12 protein-coding genes are annotated in these 14,708 nt (G+C 53.1%); 9 read left to right on the plus strand and 3 right to left on the minus strand.

Going from position 1 to position 14,708, the window contains the following annotated elements:
* Positions 1–21 precede the first annotated feature (21 nt).
* The 4 genes from GF617_RS12500 to GF617_RS12515 are packed head-to-tail and all read left to right on the plus strand — an operon-like array spanning position 22 to position 4,758.
* A complete protein-coding gene (locus tag GF617_RS12500; RefSeq protein WP_203451782.1) occupies positions 22–696 on the plus strand; it encodes a molecular chaperone in 675 nt (224 codons plus the stop codon).
* Positions 697–726: 30 nt separating this feature from the next.
* Complete coding sequence (locus tag GF617_RS12505) at positions 727–3,270, plus strand: fimbria/pilus outer membrane usher protein (RefSeq protein ID WP_203451783.1); 2,544 nt, start codon at positions 727–729, stop codon at positions 3,268–3,270.
* A gap of 22 nt (positions 3,271–3,292) precedes the next feature.
* Positions 3,293–4,261, plus strand: a complete 969-nt coding sequence (locus tag GF617_RS12510; RefSeq protein WP_203451784.1) for a fimbrial protein — start codon at positions 3,293–3,295, stop codon at positions 4,259–4,261.
* The gene (locus tag GF617_RS12515) at positions 4,258–4,758 is read left to right on the plus strand and encodes a fimbrial protein (RefSeq protein WP_203451785.1); all 501 of its coding nucleotides are present in this window, start codon (positions 4,258–4,260) and stop codon (positions 4,756–4,758) included. The genes GF617_RS12510 and GF617_RS12515 overlap by 4 nt, the downstream gene beginning before the upstream one ends.
* Here GF617_RS12515 and dinG read toward each other — a convergent pair.
* Together dinG and rhlE are read right to left on the minus strand one after the other, a co-directional pair.
* Positions 4,745–6,922: an ATP-dependent DNA helicase DinG gene (gene dinG / locus GF617_RS12520; RefSeq protein ID WP_203451786.1), complete on the minus strand. Its 2,178-nt coding sequence runs from the start codon at positions 6,920–6,922 to the stop codon at positions 4,745–4,747. The genes GF617_RS12515 and dinG overlap by 14 nt on opposite strands.
* A 96-nt stretch (positions 6,923–7,018) precedes the next feature.
* The gene (gene rhlE, locus GF617_RS12525) at positions 7,019–8,416 is read right to left on the minus strand and encodes an ATP-dependent RNA helicase RhlE (RefSeq protein WP_181622757.1); all 1,398 of its coding nucleotides are present in this window, start codon (positions 8,414–8,416) and stop codon (positions 7,019–7,021) included.
* Positions 8,417–8,665: 249 nt separating this feature from the next.
* Between rhlE and cecR the strand changes: the two genes are divergently transcribed.
* From cecR to GF617_RS12550, 5 genes are read left to right on the plus strand one after another with little or no spacing between them, the layout of a single operon-like run.
* A complete protein-coding gene (cecR, locus tag GF617_RS12530) occupies positions 8,666–9,343 on the plus strand; it encodes a transcriptional regulator CecR (RefSeq protein WP_181622756.1) in 678 nt (225 codons plus the stop codon).
* The gene (gene hlyD / locus GF617_RS12535; protein WP_203451787.1) at positions 9,340–10,335 is read left to right on the plus strand and encodes a secretion protein HlyD; all 996 of its coding nucleotides are present in this window, start codon (positions 9,340–9,342) and stop codon (positions 10,333–10,335) included. Before cecR ends, hlyD begins: the two co-directional genes overlap by 4 nt.
* Positions 10,328–12,067, plus strand: coding sequence for an ATP-binding cassette domain-containing protein (locus tag GF617_RS12540; RefSeq protein WP_203451788.1), 1,740 nt, complete (start codon positions 10,328–10,330; stop codon positions 12,065–12,067). The genes hlyD and GF617_RS12540 overlap by 8 nt, the downstream gene beginning before the upstream one ends.
* Positions 12,057–13,190 (plus strand): ABC transporter permease, encoded by a 1,134-nt coding sequence (locus GF617_RS12545; RefSeq protein ID WP_181622753.1) that lies wholly within the window; start codon positions 12,057–12,059, stop codon positions 13,188–13,190. Before GF617_RS12540 ends, GF617_RS12545 begins: the two co-directional genes overlap by 11 nt.
* 9 nt (positions 13,191–13,199) lie before the next feature.
* On the plus strand, positions 13,200–14,306 hold the full coding sequence (locus GF617_RS12550) for an ABC transporter permease (RefSeq protein WP_203451789.1): 1,107 nt from the start codon (positions 13,200–13,202) through the stop codon (positions 14,304–14,306).
* On the opposite strand, the gene GF617_RS12555 is transcribed toward GF617_RS12550, so the two are convergent.
* Entirely contained in the window at positions 14,268–14,678 is a 411-nt protein-coding gene (locus GF617_RS12555; RefSeq protein ID WP_181622751.1) for a YbhQ family protein, read from the minus strand. The two genes, GF617_RS12550 and GF617_RS12555, sit on opposite strands and share 39 nt — an antisense overlap.
* Positions 14,679–14,708 lie beyond the last annotated feature (30 nt).

Below are 14,708 nucleotides of genomic sequence, written 5' to 3' on the forward strand. Positions count from 1 at the left end.
TCTCTGTGTTGAGACATCACTATGCGCCATCGTTATTTATTCAGTGCTCTTTTTCTGATTGCAGCAACAGCCCACGCTGGTGTCATTATTAATGGTACTCGTCTGGTTTATCAGGGCGGAAAAAAAGAATCCTCTATCGGGCTTTCAAACCCAGATACAACAGACTACCTGGTGCAATCATGGGTAGATGCTGGCGGAAAAAATCAGGCCAAAGCCCCCTTTCTGATTACGCCGCCTCTCTTTCGCTTAGACGGTAAAGAAGATAACGTTTTGCGTGTTGTGCGCACGGGTGGGAATTTACCCGAAGATCGTGAATCATTGTTCTGGTTAAATATCAAAGCCATTCCGTCTTCACTGCATACCGAAGGCTCAAATACGTTACAAATCGCCGTTAATACGCGCATTAAGTTGTTATATCGCCCTTCAACAGTAAAAGGAAAACCAGAAGAGGTGGCAGATAAACTGGAATGGCATCGCGAAGGTAATGAACTGATTGTTCATAACCCTACACCTTTCTACATGAATTTCCAGACAGTGCAGTTAAACGGCAAAAAAGTGGATAAAGCGACCTGGGCCGAACCTGAAACCGAAACCCATTTTGCATTGCCTGCCAGCATCAGTGGCAAAACCGTTATTTGGTCAATTATTACTGACTACGGCAGCATCAGCCATACCTGGTCCAAATCCATTCATTAAAAAAGCGATGCGCAGGCGTTTTATATCATCATGTACAGTAATAAAAAGCCCTTCACCTGCTCATTACCCGCTTTTCTGGCTATATTATGTGGCCTTGTCATCGCGGTTTTTGCGCAACATGTATGGGCTGATGATTATTTTAACCCGGCATTACTGGATGTTGATAACCCGCAGCAGAGTAAAACCGATCTTAGCATTTATGAAACGGGACCAGGGCAAGCACCAGGGACATATCAGGTCACTATTTTTATTAATAATAATAAAATTGACACCCGTGACGTGACCTTCAGGTTACAACAGAATTCACACGGTCATAATTCACTCCAGCCCTGCTTTAGTCTTGATAATTTAAAAAGCCTGGGCATTAAAACGCAAAAATTCCCCCAGATCATATCGGCTGGGAAATGTGCAGATTTAAGCGTTATACCTGCAGCATCGGCCACCTTTCGCGTCAGAAACCAGCAGCTATTATTGAGTATTCCACAGTCCGCTCTGGGCCAGGTTCCTCGCGGCTACATTGATGCGAAAGAATATGATGAAGGGATCACTGCTGGTTTGCTCAACTACAGTGCAACAGCCAGCCAGAACCACGCTCGCCAGCAAGGGACGGAAGATACCAGTAGCCAGTATGTGAACCTGCGTCCGGGCCTGAATATAGGTGCATGGCGCTTACGCAATTATTCCACCTGGAATCGCAGCACAACAGGCCATACTGAGCAGCATAAATTCTCTTCCGTTTATACCTATGCCCAGCGCGATATTATCGCCATGAAAAGTAGCCTGACGGTCGGGCAAAGCAGTTCCCCTGCCGACGTCTTCGATAGCGTTCCTTATACTGGCGTAGAGCTTCATTCCGACAGCGATATGCTGCCAGACAGCGAAAAAGGATATGCCCCTATTATCCGTGGCACAGCGCACAGCAATGCGCTGGTTGTTGTCCGTCAGAATGGTTACGTCATTTACCAGAATACGGTCGCACCTGGGGCATTTGAGATTAACGATCTTTATCCTACGGGTAGCAGCGGCGATCTTCAGGTCACGGTTAAAGAGACTGACGGAAGCGAGCGCCATTTTACCGTTCCCTATGCTTCCGTTCCGGTCCTGCAACGCGAAAAACACCTTAAGTACAGCGTAACAGCAGGACACTACCGCTCTTACGACAGTGATGTCGAAAAAACGCCCTTTGCTCAGGGGAGTGCGATCTATGGCTTACCCTATGGTCTTACTGCTTATGGCGGTATGCAGCAAAGCCCCCATTACCAGTCGTACGCGATCGGAACAGGAAAAAACATCGGCAGCCTTGGGGCTTTTTCGATTGATGTGACCCGGGCAAAAGCACAGCTCAAAAAACAAAAAGCCAGCAAAGGTCAGTCCTGGCGTGCGCGCTACAGCAAAGATTTTGCGCAAACAGGGACGAATTTCTCGCTGGCAGGCTATCGCTATAACAGCAAAGGTTTTTACACACTCGAAGACACCATGGAGTCTTACACCCACTCCAGCGACTGGTCAGCCCCGCAGCAACGCCGTGTGCGCACCGAAGCCACTATCGACCAGACGCTCGGTGAAGGTTGGGGCTCTTTCACACTCAGCCTGGTTAAAGAACGCTACTGGAGTCAAAGCCAGAATATGACCTCCATGAGTGTGAGCTACAACAATAGCTGGCACAGTATCAGCTACAGCCTGAGCTACAGCATGAATAAGAATACCAATGACAGTGATGAGGACGGCAACGCCGTCAGTAACGACAATCTGTTTGCCCTGAGCGTTTCTGTTCCGCTGGATCACTGGATGCATAACACCTGGGCAACCTACAACCTGAACAACAACCAGGACGGGACAACGCAAAATATCGGGCTCAACGGTACTGCACTAGAGGATGACAATCTGAACTGGAATGTTCAGGAAGGGCTCAGTACCACGGGGAGCAGCCATTCAACCAGCATGAATGCTGATTATAAATCCACATACGGTGAAGTCAGCGGTGGACTCAGCCAGGACAGCTATCAGCAGTCAGTAAACCTCGGCCTCCAGGGGGGCGTGGTTGCTCACGCTAATGGCATCACACTCAGCCAGCCACTGGGCGAAACCATTGCACTGGTCAAAGCACCGGGGACACACGGAACGCATATCACTAACCAGACCGGCGTGGAAACGGATTTTCGTGGGTACACTGTCGTTCCCTTCGTCACTGCGTACCGGCACAACACCCTCTCACTGGATACCGAAACCCTGCCCGATGACGCCGATATCACCCATGCGGCACAGGTCGTTACGCCAACCCGTGGTGCAGTGGTCCGCGCCAGCTTTAACACCCGAACAGGACGACGTGCCTTAATGACGCTCACGCGAAACGGCAAACCACTGCCTTTTGGCGCAACGGTCACCACCGATGATAAAGACAGTGAATTCATCGTGGGTAATGATGGGCAGACCTATCTCTCCGGCCTGGCGCAACGTGGTCAGCTGACCGTCTCCTGGGGCCAGGAAGCCGATGAACACTGCACGGTACGTTACGCCCTGGCGGATGAGACCGATAAAACCAACATCATTAACACTGCTGCGCAGTGCCATTGATTCACCCTTCAGGTTCAACATTATGCAGATAGCAAAACCATGTTTTTTCTTTCTTGTTCTGGCCGTTACTGCACTGTTTATGCCACATGCAAAAGCGACCTGTACCAGCCCGAATATGCCCGCGATGATTAACGTGGCCTCGGTTTCCGTCTCCAGTACACTGCCCATTGGCGCCACCATACCCGGCTCAGAACAAACCGTGCATGTGGCTGGAAATTGTGATCAGAGTGGAGACAGCGGCCTGGAGATCGTCTCCTGTTACTACGGAACAGGTTCAGAAGTCTCTGGACTCAGGGGAGTTTATGATTCCGGTGTACCCGGCATTGGCGTTGCGCTGAAAAATGATAAGGGGCAGCGCATCAGCGGGGCCGGTGGTACACAGTGTGACTCACGCAATTATCCCATAGGCTATGTTTCTGATGACGGTCAGTTATCGTTCAGCTTTGATGTCACACTGGAGCTGGTGAAGACCAACAGCGATGTCACATCCGGCACGCTGGTACAGGCGCAAACCCGGTTTGGTATTGGTGTGTTTGGTCATGAGGGGATAGGTAATCCCAATAATATCTCGTACGCCGGGAACATTAATTTCAACGAAGTGACCTGCTCAGTTTCACCCAAAAATCTCACTATCGTTTTGGGCGACTTTCCGGTGAGTGATTTCACAGGAACAGGCACGTTAACGCGCGAGAATCTTTTCGACGTCAACGTGACGTGTACAGATACCGTCCAGCCTCAGGTCATGATAACCAGCGCCAATGGCTATGAAAGCAGCTTTGCCGGCGTGATTAAACTGACGCCGGAAAGCGGTGTCGCAACCGGGGTAGGAATTCGCATGCTGTTTGACGGTGAGGCCCCGGAGTTTGGAACCTACAGGGACACGGCTGCCGAGGCGCAAGCAAATCAGACGCTGGCGAATGAACAAATCTCGCCAGATGTCACGCCAGGCACAGCCAACAGCATTGCCACCATCACACTGGGGTACAAATGAGGAATTATATTTTACTTCTGCTCATGCTGATGGGTCAGGCACATGCAGATGCAATCCTGCTCAACATGCAAGGCAATATCCTGGCAAATACCTGCTCGGTAGATAGCACTAGCCAGAATATGACCGTTGATTTAGGGCAGGCGGCATCGAGCGATTTCAGGGACGTGGGGGACACCGGAGAATGGAAGAACGTTGAACTGACACTTTCGAAATGCCCGCCCACGACCACGCTCGCCACGGCGACCTTCAGAGGACAGGCGGATAGCGTTCACCCCACCAAATTTGCCAATACTGGCTCTGCCGGCGGTCTGGCACTGGAGCTAGCCGATCGCCAGGATCGGATTACGATTGCCCCCCAGGCAAGTTTCAGCGTACTCGTCAATCAGAGTGATCACACGGCAGATTTCCCTCTGGCGGCACGTTACTACGCCACGTCCCTGCCCGTTACGGCAGGGACGTTCAACAGCGTGGTACAAGTGACGTTTATTTACCAGTAGGACCACGCCCCTTCGCACGGACGTTTTTTTTACGCCCGGCAAGCATGTTTACCGGGCGTTTTTTTACCGCAGGAACATCAGGTTGTTCGATCGGGAACACAGGCAGCGCATTCAGCAACCGCTGACCGTAGTTTTTGGTCAGAAGGCGTTTATCATAGATAACAATCTCCCCCCAACAACCGTGGCTACGGATCAAGCGCCCGACTTGCTGAATTAAATTAAACGACGCGGCGGGCAGGCTTTGCACTTCAAACGGGTAACGATTGAGACTTTTCAGCCATTCGCCTTCGGTGATCACCACCGGGCTGTCGATAGGCGGAAACGCGATTTTATGGATATGTACCTGAGTCAGGTAATCCCCTTTCAGATCCAGACCTTCGGCAAAAGATTGCAGCCCCACCAGCACGCTGCGTTCTCCGTTATCAATACGCTGGCGGTGCAGTTCTACCAGCCGATAGCGCGGCTGATCGCCCTGAACCAACAGCAGCAAACGCAGGTCGGTCACAAAGGTTAAAAACAGCTGCATTGCGCGCTGGCTGGCAAACAGCACCAGCATGCCGGGGTATTTTTTGCTTTCCAGTTGTTCACGGAAGTACGCCGCCATCTCAGCAATGTGTCGCTCTTCGTTTTCCATAAGTGGCTCATACGTCATGCGCGGGATCACCAGCTTACCCTGCTCGCAATGGTTAAACGGTGAGTCGAGAGAGACAAACCGATCGCCCGCCTTCTCTTTTAATCCGCTCATTTCCTGCAAACGGGAAAAGCTGTTCAATGAACGCAACGTGGCCGATGTCACCACCACATGCGGCACGCGACGCCAGATCAGCTTTTCCAGTTGGTCGCTCACACGAATACCGACACAGTGGAAAAAGAGATGCATCTGCCCGTCTTTCGTTTCACGGGTCGCCCATTTGGTCACTGGCGCACCAGATGCCTGCGCCATCGACGCCAGTCGCCACAGCTTACTCTGAGACTCAAACATGCCCAGCGCGCGGTTCATCTGTAACAAGATACGATGCAAGCGCACCACATCATGCGAGCCTGTTTTCTCACTCAGATCGCTTAAGAAGAGATCGGCCAGCCCGCGCAATTTTTCGAGATGCTTCGCCAGTTGCTGGCAAATCTCCATAACCTCATCCGGAAGTTCCCCCATCGCAAAACGGTGTTCGGCCTCCTGCGTCGCGGGAAGATAAAGGTTCAGGATGTTGTTCAGGGATGTGATGAGGCTGTATACCTCTTCACAATGCTCACTCAGCCGTTCAGGATTCGCCAGCGGCGGTGTGGTTTTGGGGCGAAATTGATCCATGCAGGTCGCCACCAGTTTGCAAAACAGATCCAGTTGCAGTCGAAACCACGGCGCGGTGATCTCGGCACTCATTTCCAGCGCATCACGCGCGACATCCGGCAAATGATGTCCTTCATCCAGCACCAGCAGTAAGTGTTTTGGCTCCGGCAGGACAGACTCACTTTCCAGCGCCGCCATCACCAGCGCATGGTTGGCGACAACCACTTCCGCCTCCTGAATTTCACGCCGCGCAACAAAGAAGGGACACTCGCGATAGTAATGGCAGTTACGGTTCAGACAACTCGCTTTATCGGTGCTGAGCCTGCGCCATAACTCATCGCTGATGGCCTTGTCCGTATGGTCACGCAGGCCATCCCATTTGTAGCTGTCGAGATCGGTTTTCAGCTTCGCGCAAAGATCCTGCTCGGCTTTGTTATTCGGTGTTAAGTCATCATCCAGAAATGCCAGCAGATCCTGTTGTGTGGGTTCACTGCTGGAGAGCGCCGCGAGATTGCGGGGACATACGTAGCGCCCACGCCCAAAGGCCGCGGTAAAGCGCAGGTCAGGAATGAGTTTTCGCAATAACGGCAAATCTTTGCTGTAGATTTGATCCTGTAGGGCCACGTTGGCGGTACTGACCACCAGCGTTTTCTGCTCTTCACGGGCGATGGCGATACCGGGGATCAGATACGAAAGGGTTTTCCCAACGCCTGTCGGCGCTTCAATTGCCAGATGCCGGCCATCATCCCCGGCAAGCGTTTTTGCCACATCAGCGATCATCTGACGCTGCGGCGCTCGGGGGATAAAGTCGGGGATCTGCTGTTGCAGCGCCTTATACCAGGCGGCAATTTGCGCTTTTAGCGCAGCGGTTAAAGCCATCGGGAAACCTGAAATACTGTATAAACAGCCACTATTGTGGCACTTTCTGTTCCTTGTCGCAAAAAAAAAGCCCGGCTTTACGGCCGGGCTTCCTGATTACTGTGCGCTTGCAGGCTTGCGTGGGCGACGTCGACGTTGCCCTTCACCGGCAGGTTTCGCTTCACCGCTGCGCCACGGATTTTCACCCGCAGGTTTGGCATCACCCGTACGACGCGGAGGCTTCCCTGACGCTTTAGGCGCACCGCCTTCAGTGCGACGTGGCTGCTGTTGACCGCGGCCACCGCCACCCTGTCCACGACCACCACCGCCACCCCGTGACTGACGGCCATTCTGAATCGGCTCAGCCTGGATAGACGGGTCGACCTCATAACCTTCAACGGCGATGCGTGGGATCTCTTTCTTCAGCAGGCGTTCGATATCCCGCAGAAGCTTGTGTTCATCGACACAGACCAGAGAGAGCGCTTCACCCGTTGCCGCAGCACGGCCAGTACGGCCAATGCGGTGGACATAGTCTTCCGGAACGTTTGGCAGCTCGTAGTTCACTACGTGCGGCAACTCTTCAATATCCAGCCCGCGAGCAGCGATATCCGTTGCCACCAGCACACGAATATCGCCGGATTTAAAATCAGCCAACGCACGTGTACGCGCCCCCTGGCTCTTATTGCCATGGATCGCTGCACTGCGAATACCGTCTTTATTCAGCTGTTCCGCAAGGTGGTTAGCACCGTGCTTGGTGCGGGTAAAGACCAGCACTTGCTGCCAGTTGCCCTGGCCGATCATCTGGGAGAGCAGTTCCCGCTTGCGTTTTTTGTCCACAAAGTGGACATGCTGGGTGACCTGCTCAGACGCCGTGTTGCGACGCGCCACTTCGATTTCCAGCGGGTTGTGCAGCAGCTTTTCCGCAAGCGCTTTGATCTCATCAGAGAAGGTCGCGGAGAACAGCAGGTTCTGACGACGTGCCGGCAGTTTAGCCAGTACACGGCGGATATCGTGGATAAAGCCCATATCCAGCATACGGTCAGCTTCATCCAGCACCAGAATTTCAATGCCATCAAGCTTAACAGCGTTCTGATGTTCCAGATCGAGCAGACGGCCCGGTGTTGCCACCAGCACGTCCACACCGCCGCGCAGTTTCATCATCTGCGGATTAATGCTGACACCACCAAAGACCACCAGCGAACGGATGTTGAGATAGCGGCTGTACTCACGCACGTTCTCACCAATCTGTGCCGCCAGTTCACGCGTTGGCGTGAGGATCAGAGCACGTACTGGACGACGGCCTTTCGCATGGGGCTGGTTTTGTACCAGAAGCTGTAGCAGCGGCAGCGTAAAGCCCGCTGTTTTGCCTGTGCCGGTCTGCGCACTGGCCATCAGATCGCGCCCTTCCAGCACAGCAGGGATCGCCTGTTGCTGAATTGGGGTTGGCTCAAGGTAGCCCTGCTCTGCAACAGCACGCAGAATTTCCGGGTTCAGGCCAAGGGAATCAAAAGACATAAAAACTCCGAACCGCCCCGACCATCACAGGTGTAGTTTTCAGGGAGATATAACGAATATGAGAGGACAAAAACCACAATGTCGCGAAGCAGCGGAGTGTAGCAGCTTTTGTGACGTGGCGCATAAAATATCCCTCTGAGATTCATCTGCGAAATATTTCCCCGCCGCCGCTCAAATTGTATTCGACTGGACAAGCTGGAAAAACAGTCATAATCTTAATCAATCGATTGATTAATTTTTAGTGCCACCATGAATACGACCCCAACGACAACAAAAGGCGAGCAAGCCAAAAGCCAGCTCATCGCCGCCGCGCTGGCGCAGTTTGGCGAGTATGGATTGCATGCCACGACACGCGATATTGCCGCCCAGGCCGGGCAAAACATCGCCGCGATCACCTACTATTTTGGCTCAAAAGAAGATTTGTACCTCGCCTGTGCGCAGTGGATTGCCGATTTTATTGGTACAAATTTTCGCCCGCACGTTGAAGAGGCAACCACGCTGTTCAGCCAGCCATCACCGGATCGTGGCGCAATCCGTCAGCTGATCCTCAATGCCTGCCATAATATGATTCGGCTTCTTACGCACGACGATACGCTGAACCTGAGTAAGTTTATCTCACGCGAGCAACTCTCGCCTTCTGCCGCCTACCAACTCGTTCATGACCAGGTCATCGCCCCCATGCATGGCCACCTGACGAAACTCATCGCGGCCTATACCGGGCGCGAGGCGAACGATACCGAAACCATTTTGCATACTCACGCACTACTGGGCGAGATACTCGCTTTCCGTCTGGGCCGGGAAACCATTTTATTACGCACTGGCTGGACACAATTTGATGAGGATAAAGCTGCGCAGATTAGTCAGGTCATCACCTGTCACCTCGATCTGATCCTGCAAGGTTTAACACTAAGGAGCCTGAAGTCATGAAAAAACCTGTCGCCATTATCCTGGCGGTTGCTGTTCTGCTTGTTGCGGGCGTTGGTGGCTGGCTGTGGTATCAAAGCCAACAAGATCGCGCCCTTACGCTGTATGGTAACGTCGATATCCGAACGGTGAACATGAGCTTCCGCGTGGGCGGACGTCTGGCATCACTCACCGTTGATGAAGGGGACGCCATTAAAACCGGACAGACCCTGGGTATGCTGGATAAAGCGCCGTATGAAAATGCATTAATGCAGGCCAAAGCCGGGGTTTCAGTTGCACAGGCGCAGTATGACCTGATGCTGGCGGGCTATCGTGACGAAGAGATCGCTCAGGCGGCAGCCGCAGTCAAACAAGCGCAGGCCGCCTTCGACTATGCGCAGAACTTCTATAACCGTCAGCAGGGGTTGTGGAAAAGCCGCACGGTTTCTGCTAACGACCTTGAAAATGCCCGCTCATCACGTGACCAGGCACAGGCTACGCTGAAATCTGCGCAGGATAAATTGAGCCAGTACCATACGGGTAATCGCCCGCAGGATATTGCCCAGGCCAAAGCCAGCCTTGAACAGGCTCAGGCGCAACTCGCTCAGGCCGAGCTGGATCTGCACGACACCACACTGGTCGCCCCATCCGATGGCACGCTGATGACCCGGGCCGTAGAACCAGGCAGCATGTTAAGCGCGGGAAGTACCGTCTTAACCCTCTCCCTGACGCGTCCGGTATGGGTACGTGCCTATATTGATGAACCGAATCTCGACCAGGTACAGCCGGGGCGCGAGCTGTTGCTGTATACCGATGGCCGACCAGATAAGCCTTATCACGGCAAAGTGGGTTTTGTTTCACCAACTGCCGAGTTCACCCCGAAAACCGTTGAAACACCGGATCTGCGTACTGACCTGGTCTACCGTCTGCGTATTATTGTGACCGATGCTGACGATGCACTCCGTCAGGGTATGCCTGTCACCGTGAAATTCAGTGACGGGGGAAAACATGAATGATGCGGTTATCCAGCTAGAGGGGTTGGTCAAGCGTTTTGCAGGAATGAACAAACCCGCCGTTGCCCCGCTCAACTGTACGTTGCAAAAAGGCTATGTGACCGGGCTGGTTGGCCCTGATGGCGCAGGTAAAACCACACTGATGCGTATGCTGGCAGGCTTGCTGAAGCCCGATGAAGGCCGTGCCAGCGTACTCGGCCTCGATCCGATCAAAGACGACAGCGCCTTGCACGCCATGATGGGTTACATGCCACAGAAGTTTGGCCTGTATGAAGATCTGACGGTGATGGAAAACCTGAATCTGTACGCTGACCTGCGCAGTGTCACCGGTGAAACGCGGCAGAAAACCTTTGCCCGTTTGCTGGAATTTACCTCGCTGGGGCCGTTTACCGACCGACTGGCCGGGAAACTCTCTGGCGGGATGAAACAGAAACTGGGGCTGGCCTGCACGCTGTTCGGTGAGCCGAAAGTCTTACTGCTGGATGAACCCGGCGTCGGCGTCGATCCCATTTCACGTCGCGAGCTATGGCAAATGGTGCATGAACTGGCGGGTGATGGAATGCTCATTCTCTGGAGTACCTCTTATCTTGATGAGGCAGAGCAGTGTCGTGATGTGTTGCTGATGAATGAAGGTGAACTGCTTTATCAGGGTGAACCAACGAAACTGACGCAAAGCATGGCCGGACGAAGCTTTTTGCTGCACAGCCAGCAGGAGTCAAACCGCAAGCTGCTTCAGCGGGTGCTGAAATTACCTCACGTCAGCGACGGTATGATTCAGGGACGTTCTGTTCGCATTATCCTCAAAAAAGCGGCCACAGCGGACGATATTCGCGGCGCGCAAGGCATGCCGGAAATTGAGATTGAAGAGACAGCACCGCGCTTTGAAGATGCATTTATCGACCTGTTGGGCGGTGCAGGGACATCGGAGTCACCGTTAGGCGCTATCCTGCATACCGTGGAAGGTACACCGGGCGAAACGGTGATTGAAGCCAAATCCCTCACCAAGAAATTTGGGGATTTTGCCGCCACGGATAACGTCAATTTTGCCGTCAAACGCGGAGAGATTTTCGGCCTGCTGGGGCCTAATGGCGCGGGTAAATCGACCACCTTCAAGATGATGTGTGGATTGCTGGTTCCGACAGCGGGTAAAGCACTGGTGCTGGATATGGACCTTAAGGTCAGCTCAGGTAAAGCACGTCAACACCTGGGCTACATGGCGCAAAAATTCTCGTTATACGGCAACCTCACCGTGGAGCAGAATTTACGGTTCTTCTCCGGTGTCTATGGCCTGCGCGGGCGGGCACAAAGCGAGAAAATATCCCGCATGAGCGATGCATTTGGCCTGACCACCATTGCCTCCCATGCCACGGACGACCTGCCACTCGGCTTTAAGCAGCGTCTTGCGCTGGCCTGTTCCCTGATGCACGAACCCGATATTTTGTTTCTTGACGAACCCACGTCAGGCGTTGACCCCCTCACCCGTCGCGAATTTTGGCTGCACATCAACAGCATGGTGGAAAAAGGTGTAACCGTGATGGTCACGACTCACTTTATGGATGAGGCGGAGTATTGCGACCGTATCGGGCTGGTCTACCGCGGTAAGCTTATCGCCCACGGCACGCCGGACGATCTTAAAAGTCAGGCGGCTGATGAAACACAGCCGGACCCGACAATGGAGCAAGCGTTTATTACGCTGATCCATGACTGGGATAAGGAGCACGCCAATGAGCATTAACGCTATTTCGTGGCGCAGAGTCCGCGCGTTATGCATCAAAGAGACGCGCCAGATCGTGCGCGATCCCAGTAGCTGGCTGATAGCCGTGGTGATCCCGCTGTTGCTGCTGTTCATTTTTGGTTATGGGATTAATCTCGACTCCAGCAAGCTGCGGGTCGGTATTTTGCTGGAGCAGCATAGCGAAGAGGCCCTGAGCTTTACTCACGCCATGACCGGCTCGCCTTACATTGACGCCACCATCAGCGACAATCGCCAGGCGTTGATTCAGAAAATGCAGGCCGGGCGGATTCGCGGTCTGGTGGTTATTCCCGTGGATTTCGACGCCAACATGGCACGCGCCAATACTGACGCGCCTGTCCAGGTGATTACCGATGGTAGCGAGCCGAACACGGCCAACTTTGTTCAGGGCTACGTAGAAGGCATCTGGCAGTTGTGGCAAATGCAGCGGGCAGAGGACAGAGGTGAAGAGTTTGAACCACTCATCGACGTACAAACCCGCTACTGGTTTAACCCTGCCGCTATCAGCCAGCATTTTATCATTCCCGGAGCGGTCACCATCATCATGACGGTGATTGGGGCGATTCTGACCTCACTGGTGATCGCCCGCGAGTGGGAACGCGGCACGATGGAAGCCCTGCTCTCCACGGAAGTCACGCGTGTCGAGCTCTTGCTCTGTAAACTGATCCCCTATTACTTCCTCGGCATGCTGGCCATGCTGCTCTGTATGCTGGTCTCGGTGTTTATCCTCGGCGTACCGTACCGCGGCTCGCTGGTCCTGCTATTTTTTATCACCAGTCTGTTTTTACTCAGCACATTGGGCATGGGGCTGCTGATCTCCACCGTGACCCGTAATCAGTTCAACGCGGCGCAGGTCGCGCTTAACGCCGCTTTTTTACCCTCAATTATGCTGTCGGGTTTTATTTTCCAGATAGACAGTATGCCTGCGGTGATCCGCGCGGTGACCTATATCATTCCTGCGCGCTACTTCGTGAGTACGCTGCAAAGCCTGTTCCTGGCCGGCAATATCCCGGTGGTGCTGGTGATCAACATTCTGTTTTTGATGGCGTCAGCGGTGATGTTTATCGGCCTGACGTGGATAAAAACCAAACGGCGGCTGGATTAAGGAGCGAACATGTTTCACCGTTTATGGACATTGATACGCAAAGAGCTGCAATCCCTGCTGCGCGAGCCGCAGACTCGCGCAATTTTGGTTTTGCCTGTGCTTATTCAGGTTTTTCTGTTCCCGTTTGCCGCGACACTTGAAGTCACCAATGCCACAATTGCGATCTACAACGAAGACAGCGGCAAGCACTCTGTCGAGCTGACGCAACGGTTTGCACGTGCAAAAGCCTTTACGCATATCCTGTTACTTAAAAGCCCGCAGGAGATCCAACCCACGATTGATACGCAAAAAGCGTTACTGCTGGTACGTTTTCCGGCTGATTTTTCCCGCAACCTGGATACGTTTCAGACCGCGCCGATGCAGTTGATCCTGGATGGACGTAACTCGAACAGCGCCCAGATCGCTGCAAACTATCTGCAACAGGTCGTGAAGGACTACCAGCAGGAGTTACTTCAGGGAAAAACCAAACCCAACAACAGCAAACTGGTGGTGCGTAACTGGTATAACCCCAATCTGGATTACAAATGGTTTGTCGTGCCGTCGCTGATCGCCATGATCACCACCATCGGCGTGATGATCGTAACGTCACTCTCTGTGGCCCGTGAACGCGAGCAAGGTACGCTGGATCAGCTTCTGGTTTCCCCTCTGGCAACCTGGCAAATATTCGTTGGCAAAGCCGTTCCGGCGCTGATTGTGGCGACCTTCCAGGCATCGATTGTACTGGGCGTGGGGATCTGGGCTTATCAAATTCCGTTTGCCGGATCGCTGGCACTGTTTTATTTCACCATGCTGGTTTATGGCTTGTCACTGGTGGGATTTGGTCTGCTGATTTCAGCGCTCTGCTCTACACAACAGCAGGCGTTTATCGGCGTATTCGTCTTTATGATACCCGCTATTTTGCTGTCGGGGTATGTCTCTCCGGTAGAGAACATGCCGGTGTGGTTACAGGATCTGACGTGGATTAACCCAATCCGTCACTTTACGGATATCACGAAGCAAATTTATCTGAAGGATGCGAGTCTGGATATTGTCTGGGGAAGTTTGTGGCCGCTACTGGTCATAGCGGCCACGACAGGTTCAGTGGCGTACGCGATGTTTAGACGAAACATTGCGTAGCTTTTTCTCTTTGGTCAGTAATGATACAACCGCAGGCCCTGCAAGGATCACCAGCCCCGCAAGGGCCAGCAGGTAGTTGTTTTGCAAGACTCGTGATAACAGCCATAAAACGATCATTGCTGCACCAAAATACCAGGTGGTGGTGAGCTCTTCGAGCACATCACCCACCTCGCGCCAGCGCGCTTCGTGATGTCGCTGTAAAAACAGCATCGACAACACAGTTACGCCATACAGGACGCATAAACCTAAGCCGACACGCACCAGCGTACCGCTCATCCAGCCCATCACCAGTACGGCCACGACCAGTAAATGCAACATTATCTGCCAGCAACTTAGGCCAGTTGCCACACGAACACGTTGTTGCCACTTCATGGCTTCTCTCCTGAAGAATATCTCTCTGCT

Source organism: Lelliottia sp. RWM.1, from assembly GCF_016859735.1.
Taxonomy (GTDB): Bacteria; Pseudomonadota; Gammaproteobacteria; order Enterobacterales; family Enterobacteriaceae; genus Enterobacter.

Bases quoted from the DNA above. Each gene is read 5' to 3' on its own strand.
- GF617_RS12500 (WP_203451782.1), top strand. From the start codon at position 22: ATGCGCCATCGTTATTTATTCAGTGCTCTTTTTCTGATTGCAGCAACA.
- GF617_RS12505 (WP_203451783.1), top strand. From the start codon at position 727: ATGTACAGTAATAAAAAGCCCTTCACCTGCTCATTACCCGCTTTTCTG.
- GF617_RS12510 (WP_203451784.1), top strand. From the start codon at position 3,293: ATGCAGATAGCAAAACCATGTTTTTTCTTTCTTGTTCTGGCCGTTACT.
- GF617_RS12515 (WP_203451785.1), top strand. From the start codon at position 4,258: ATGAGGAATTATATTTTACTTCTGCTCATGCTGATGGGTCAGGCACAT.
- dinG (WP_203451786.1), bottom strand. From the start codon at position 6,922: ATGGCTTTAACCGCTGCGCTAAAAGCGCAAATTGCCGCCTGGTATAAG.
- rhlE (WP_181622757.1), bottom strand. From the start codon at position 8,416: ATGTCTTTTGATTCCCTTGGCCTGAACCCGGAAATTCTGCGTGCTGTT.
- cecR (WP_181622756.1), top strand. From the start codon at position 8,666: ATGAATACGACCCCAACGACAACAAAAGGCGAGCAAGCCAAAAGCCAG.
- hlyD (WP_203451787.1), top strand. From the start codon at position 9,340: ATGAAAAAACCTGTCGCCATTATCCTGGCGGTTGCTGTTCTGCTTGTT.
- GF617_RS12540 (WP_203451788.1), top strand. From the start codon at position 10,328: ATGAATGATGCGGTTATCCAGCTAGAGGGGTTGGTCAAGCGTTTTGCA.
- GF617_RS12545 (WP_181622753.1), top strand. From the start codon at position 12,057: ATGAGCATTAACGCTATTTCGTGGCGCAGAGTCCGCGCGTTATGCATC.
- GF617_RS12550 (WP_203451789.1), top strand. From the start codon at position 13,200: ATGTTTCACCGTTTATGGACATTGATACGCAAAGAGCTGCAATCCCTG.
- GF617_RS12555 (WP_181622751.1), bottom strand. From the start codon at position 14,678: ATGAAGTGGCAACAACGTGTTCGTGTGGCAACTGGCCTAAGTTGCTGG.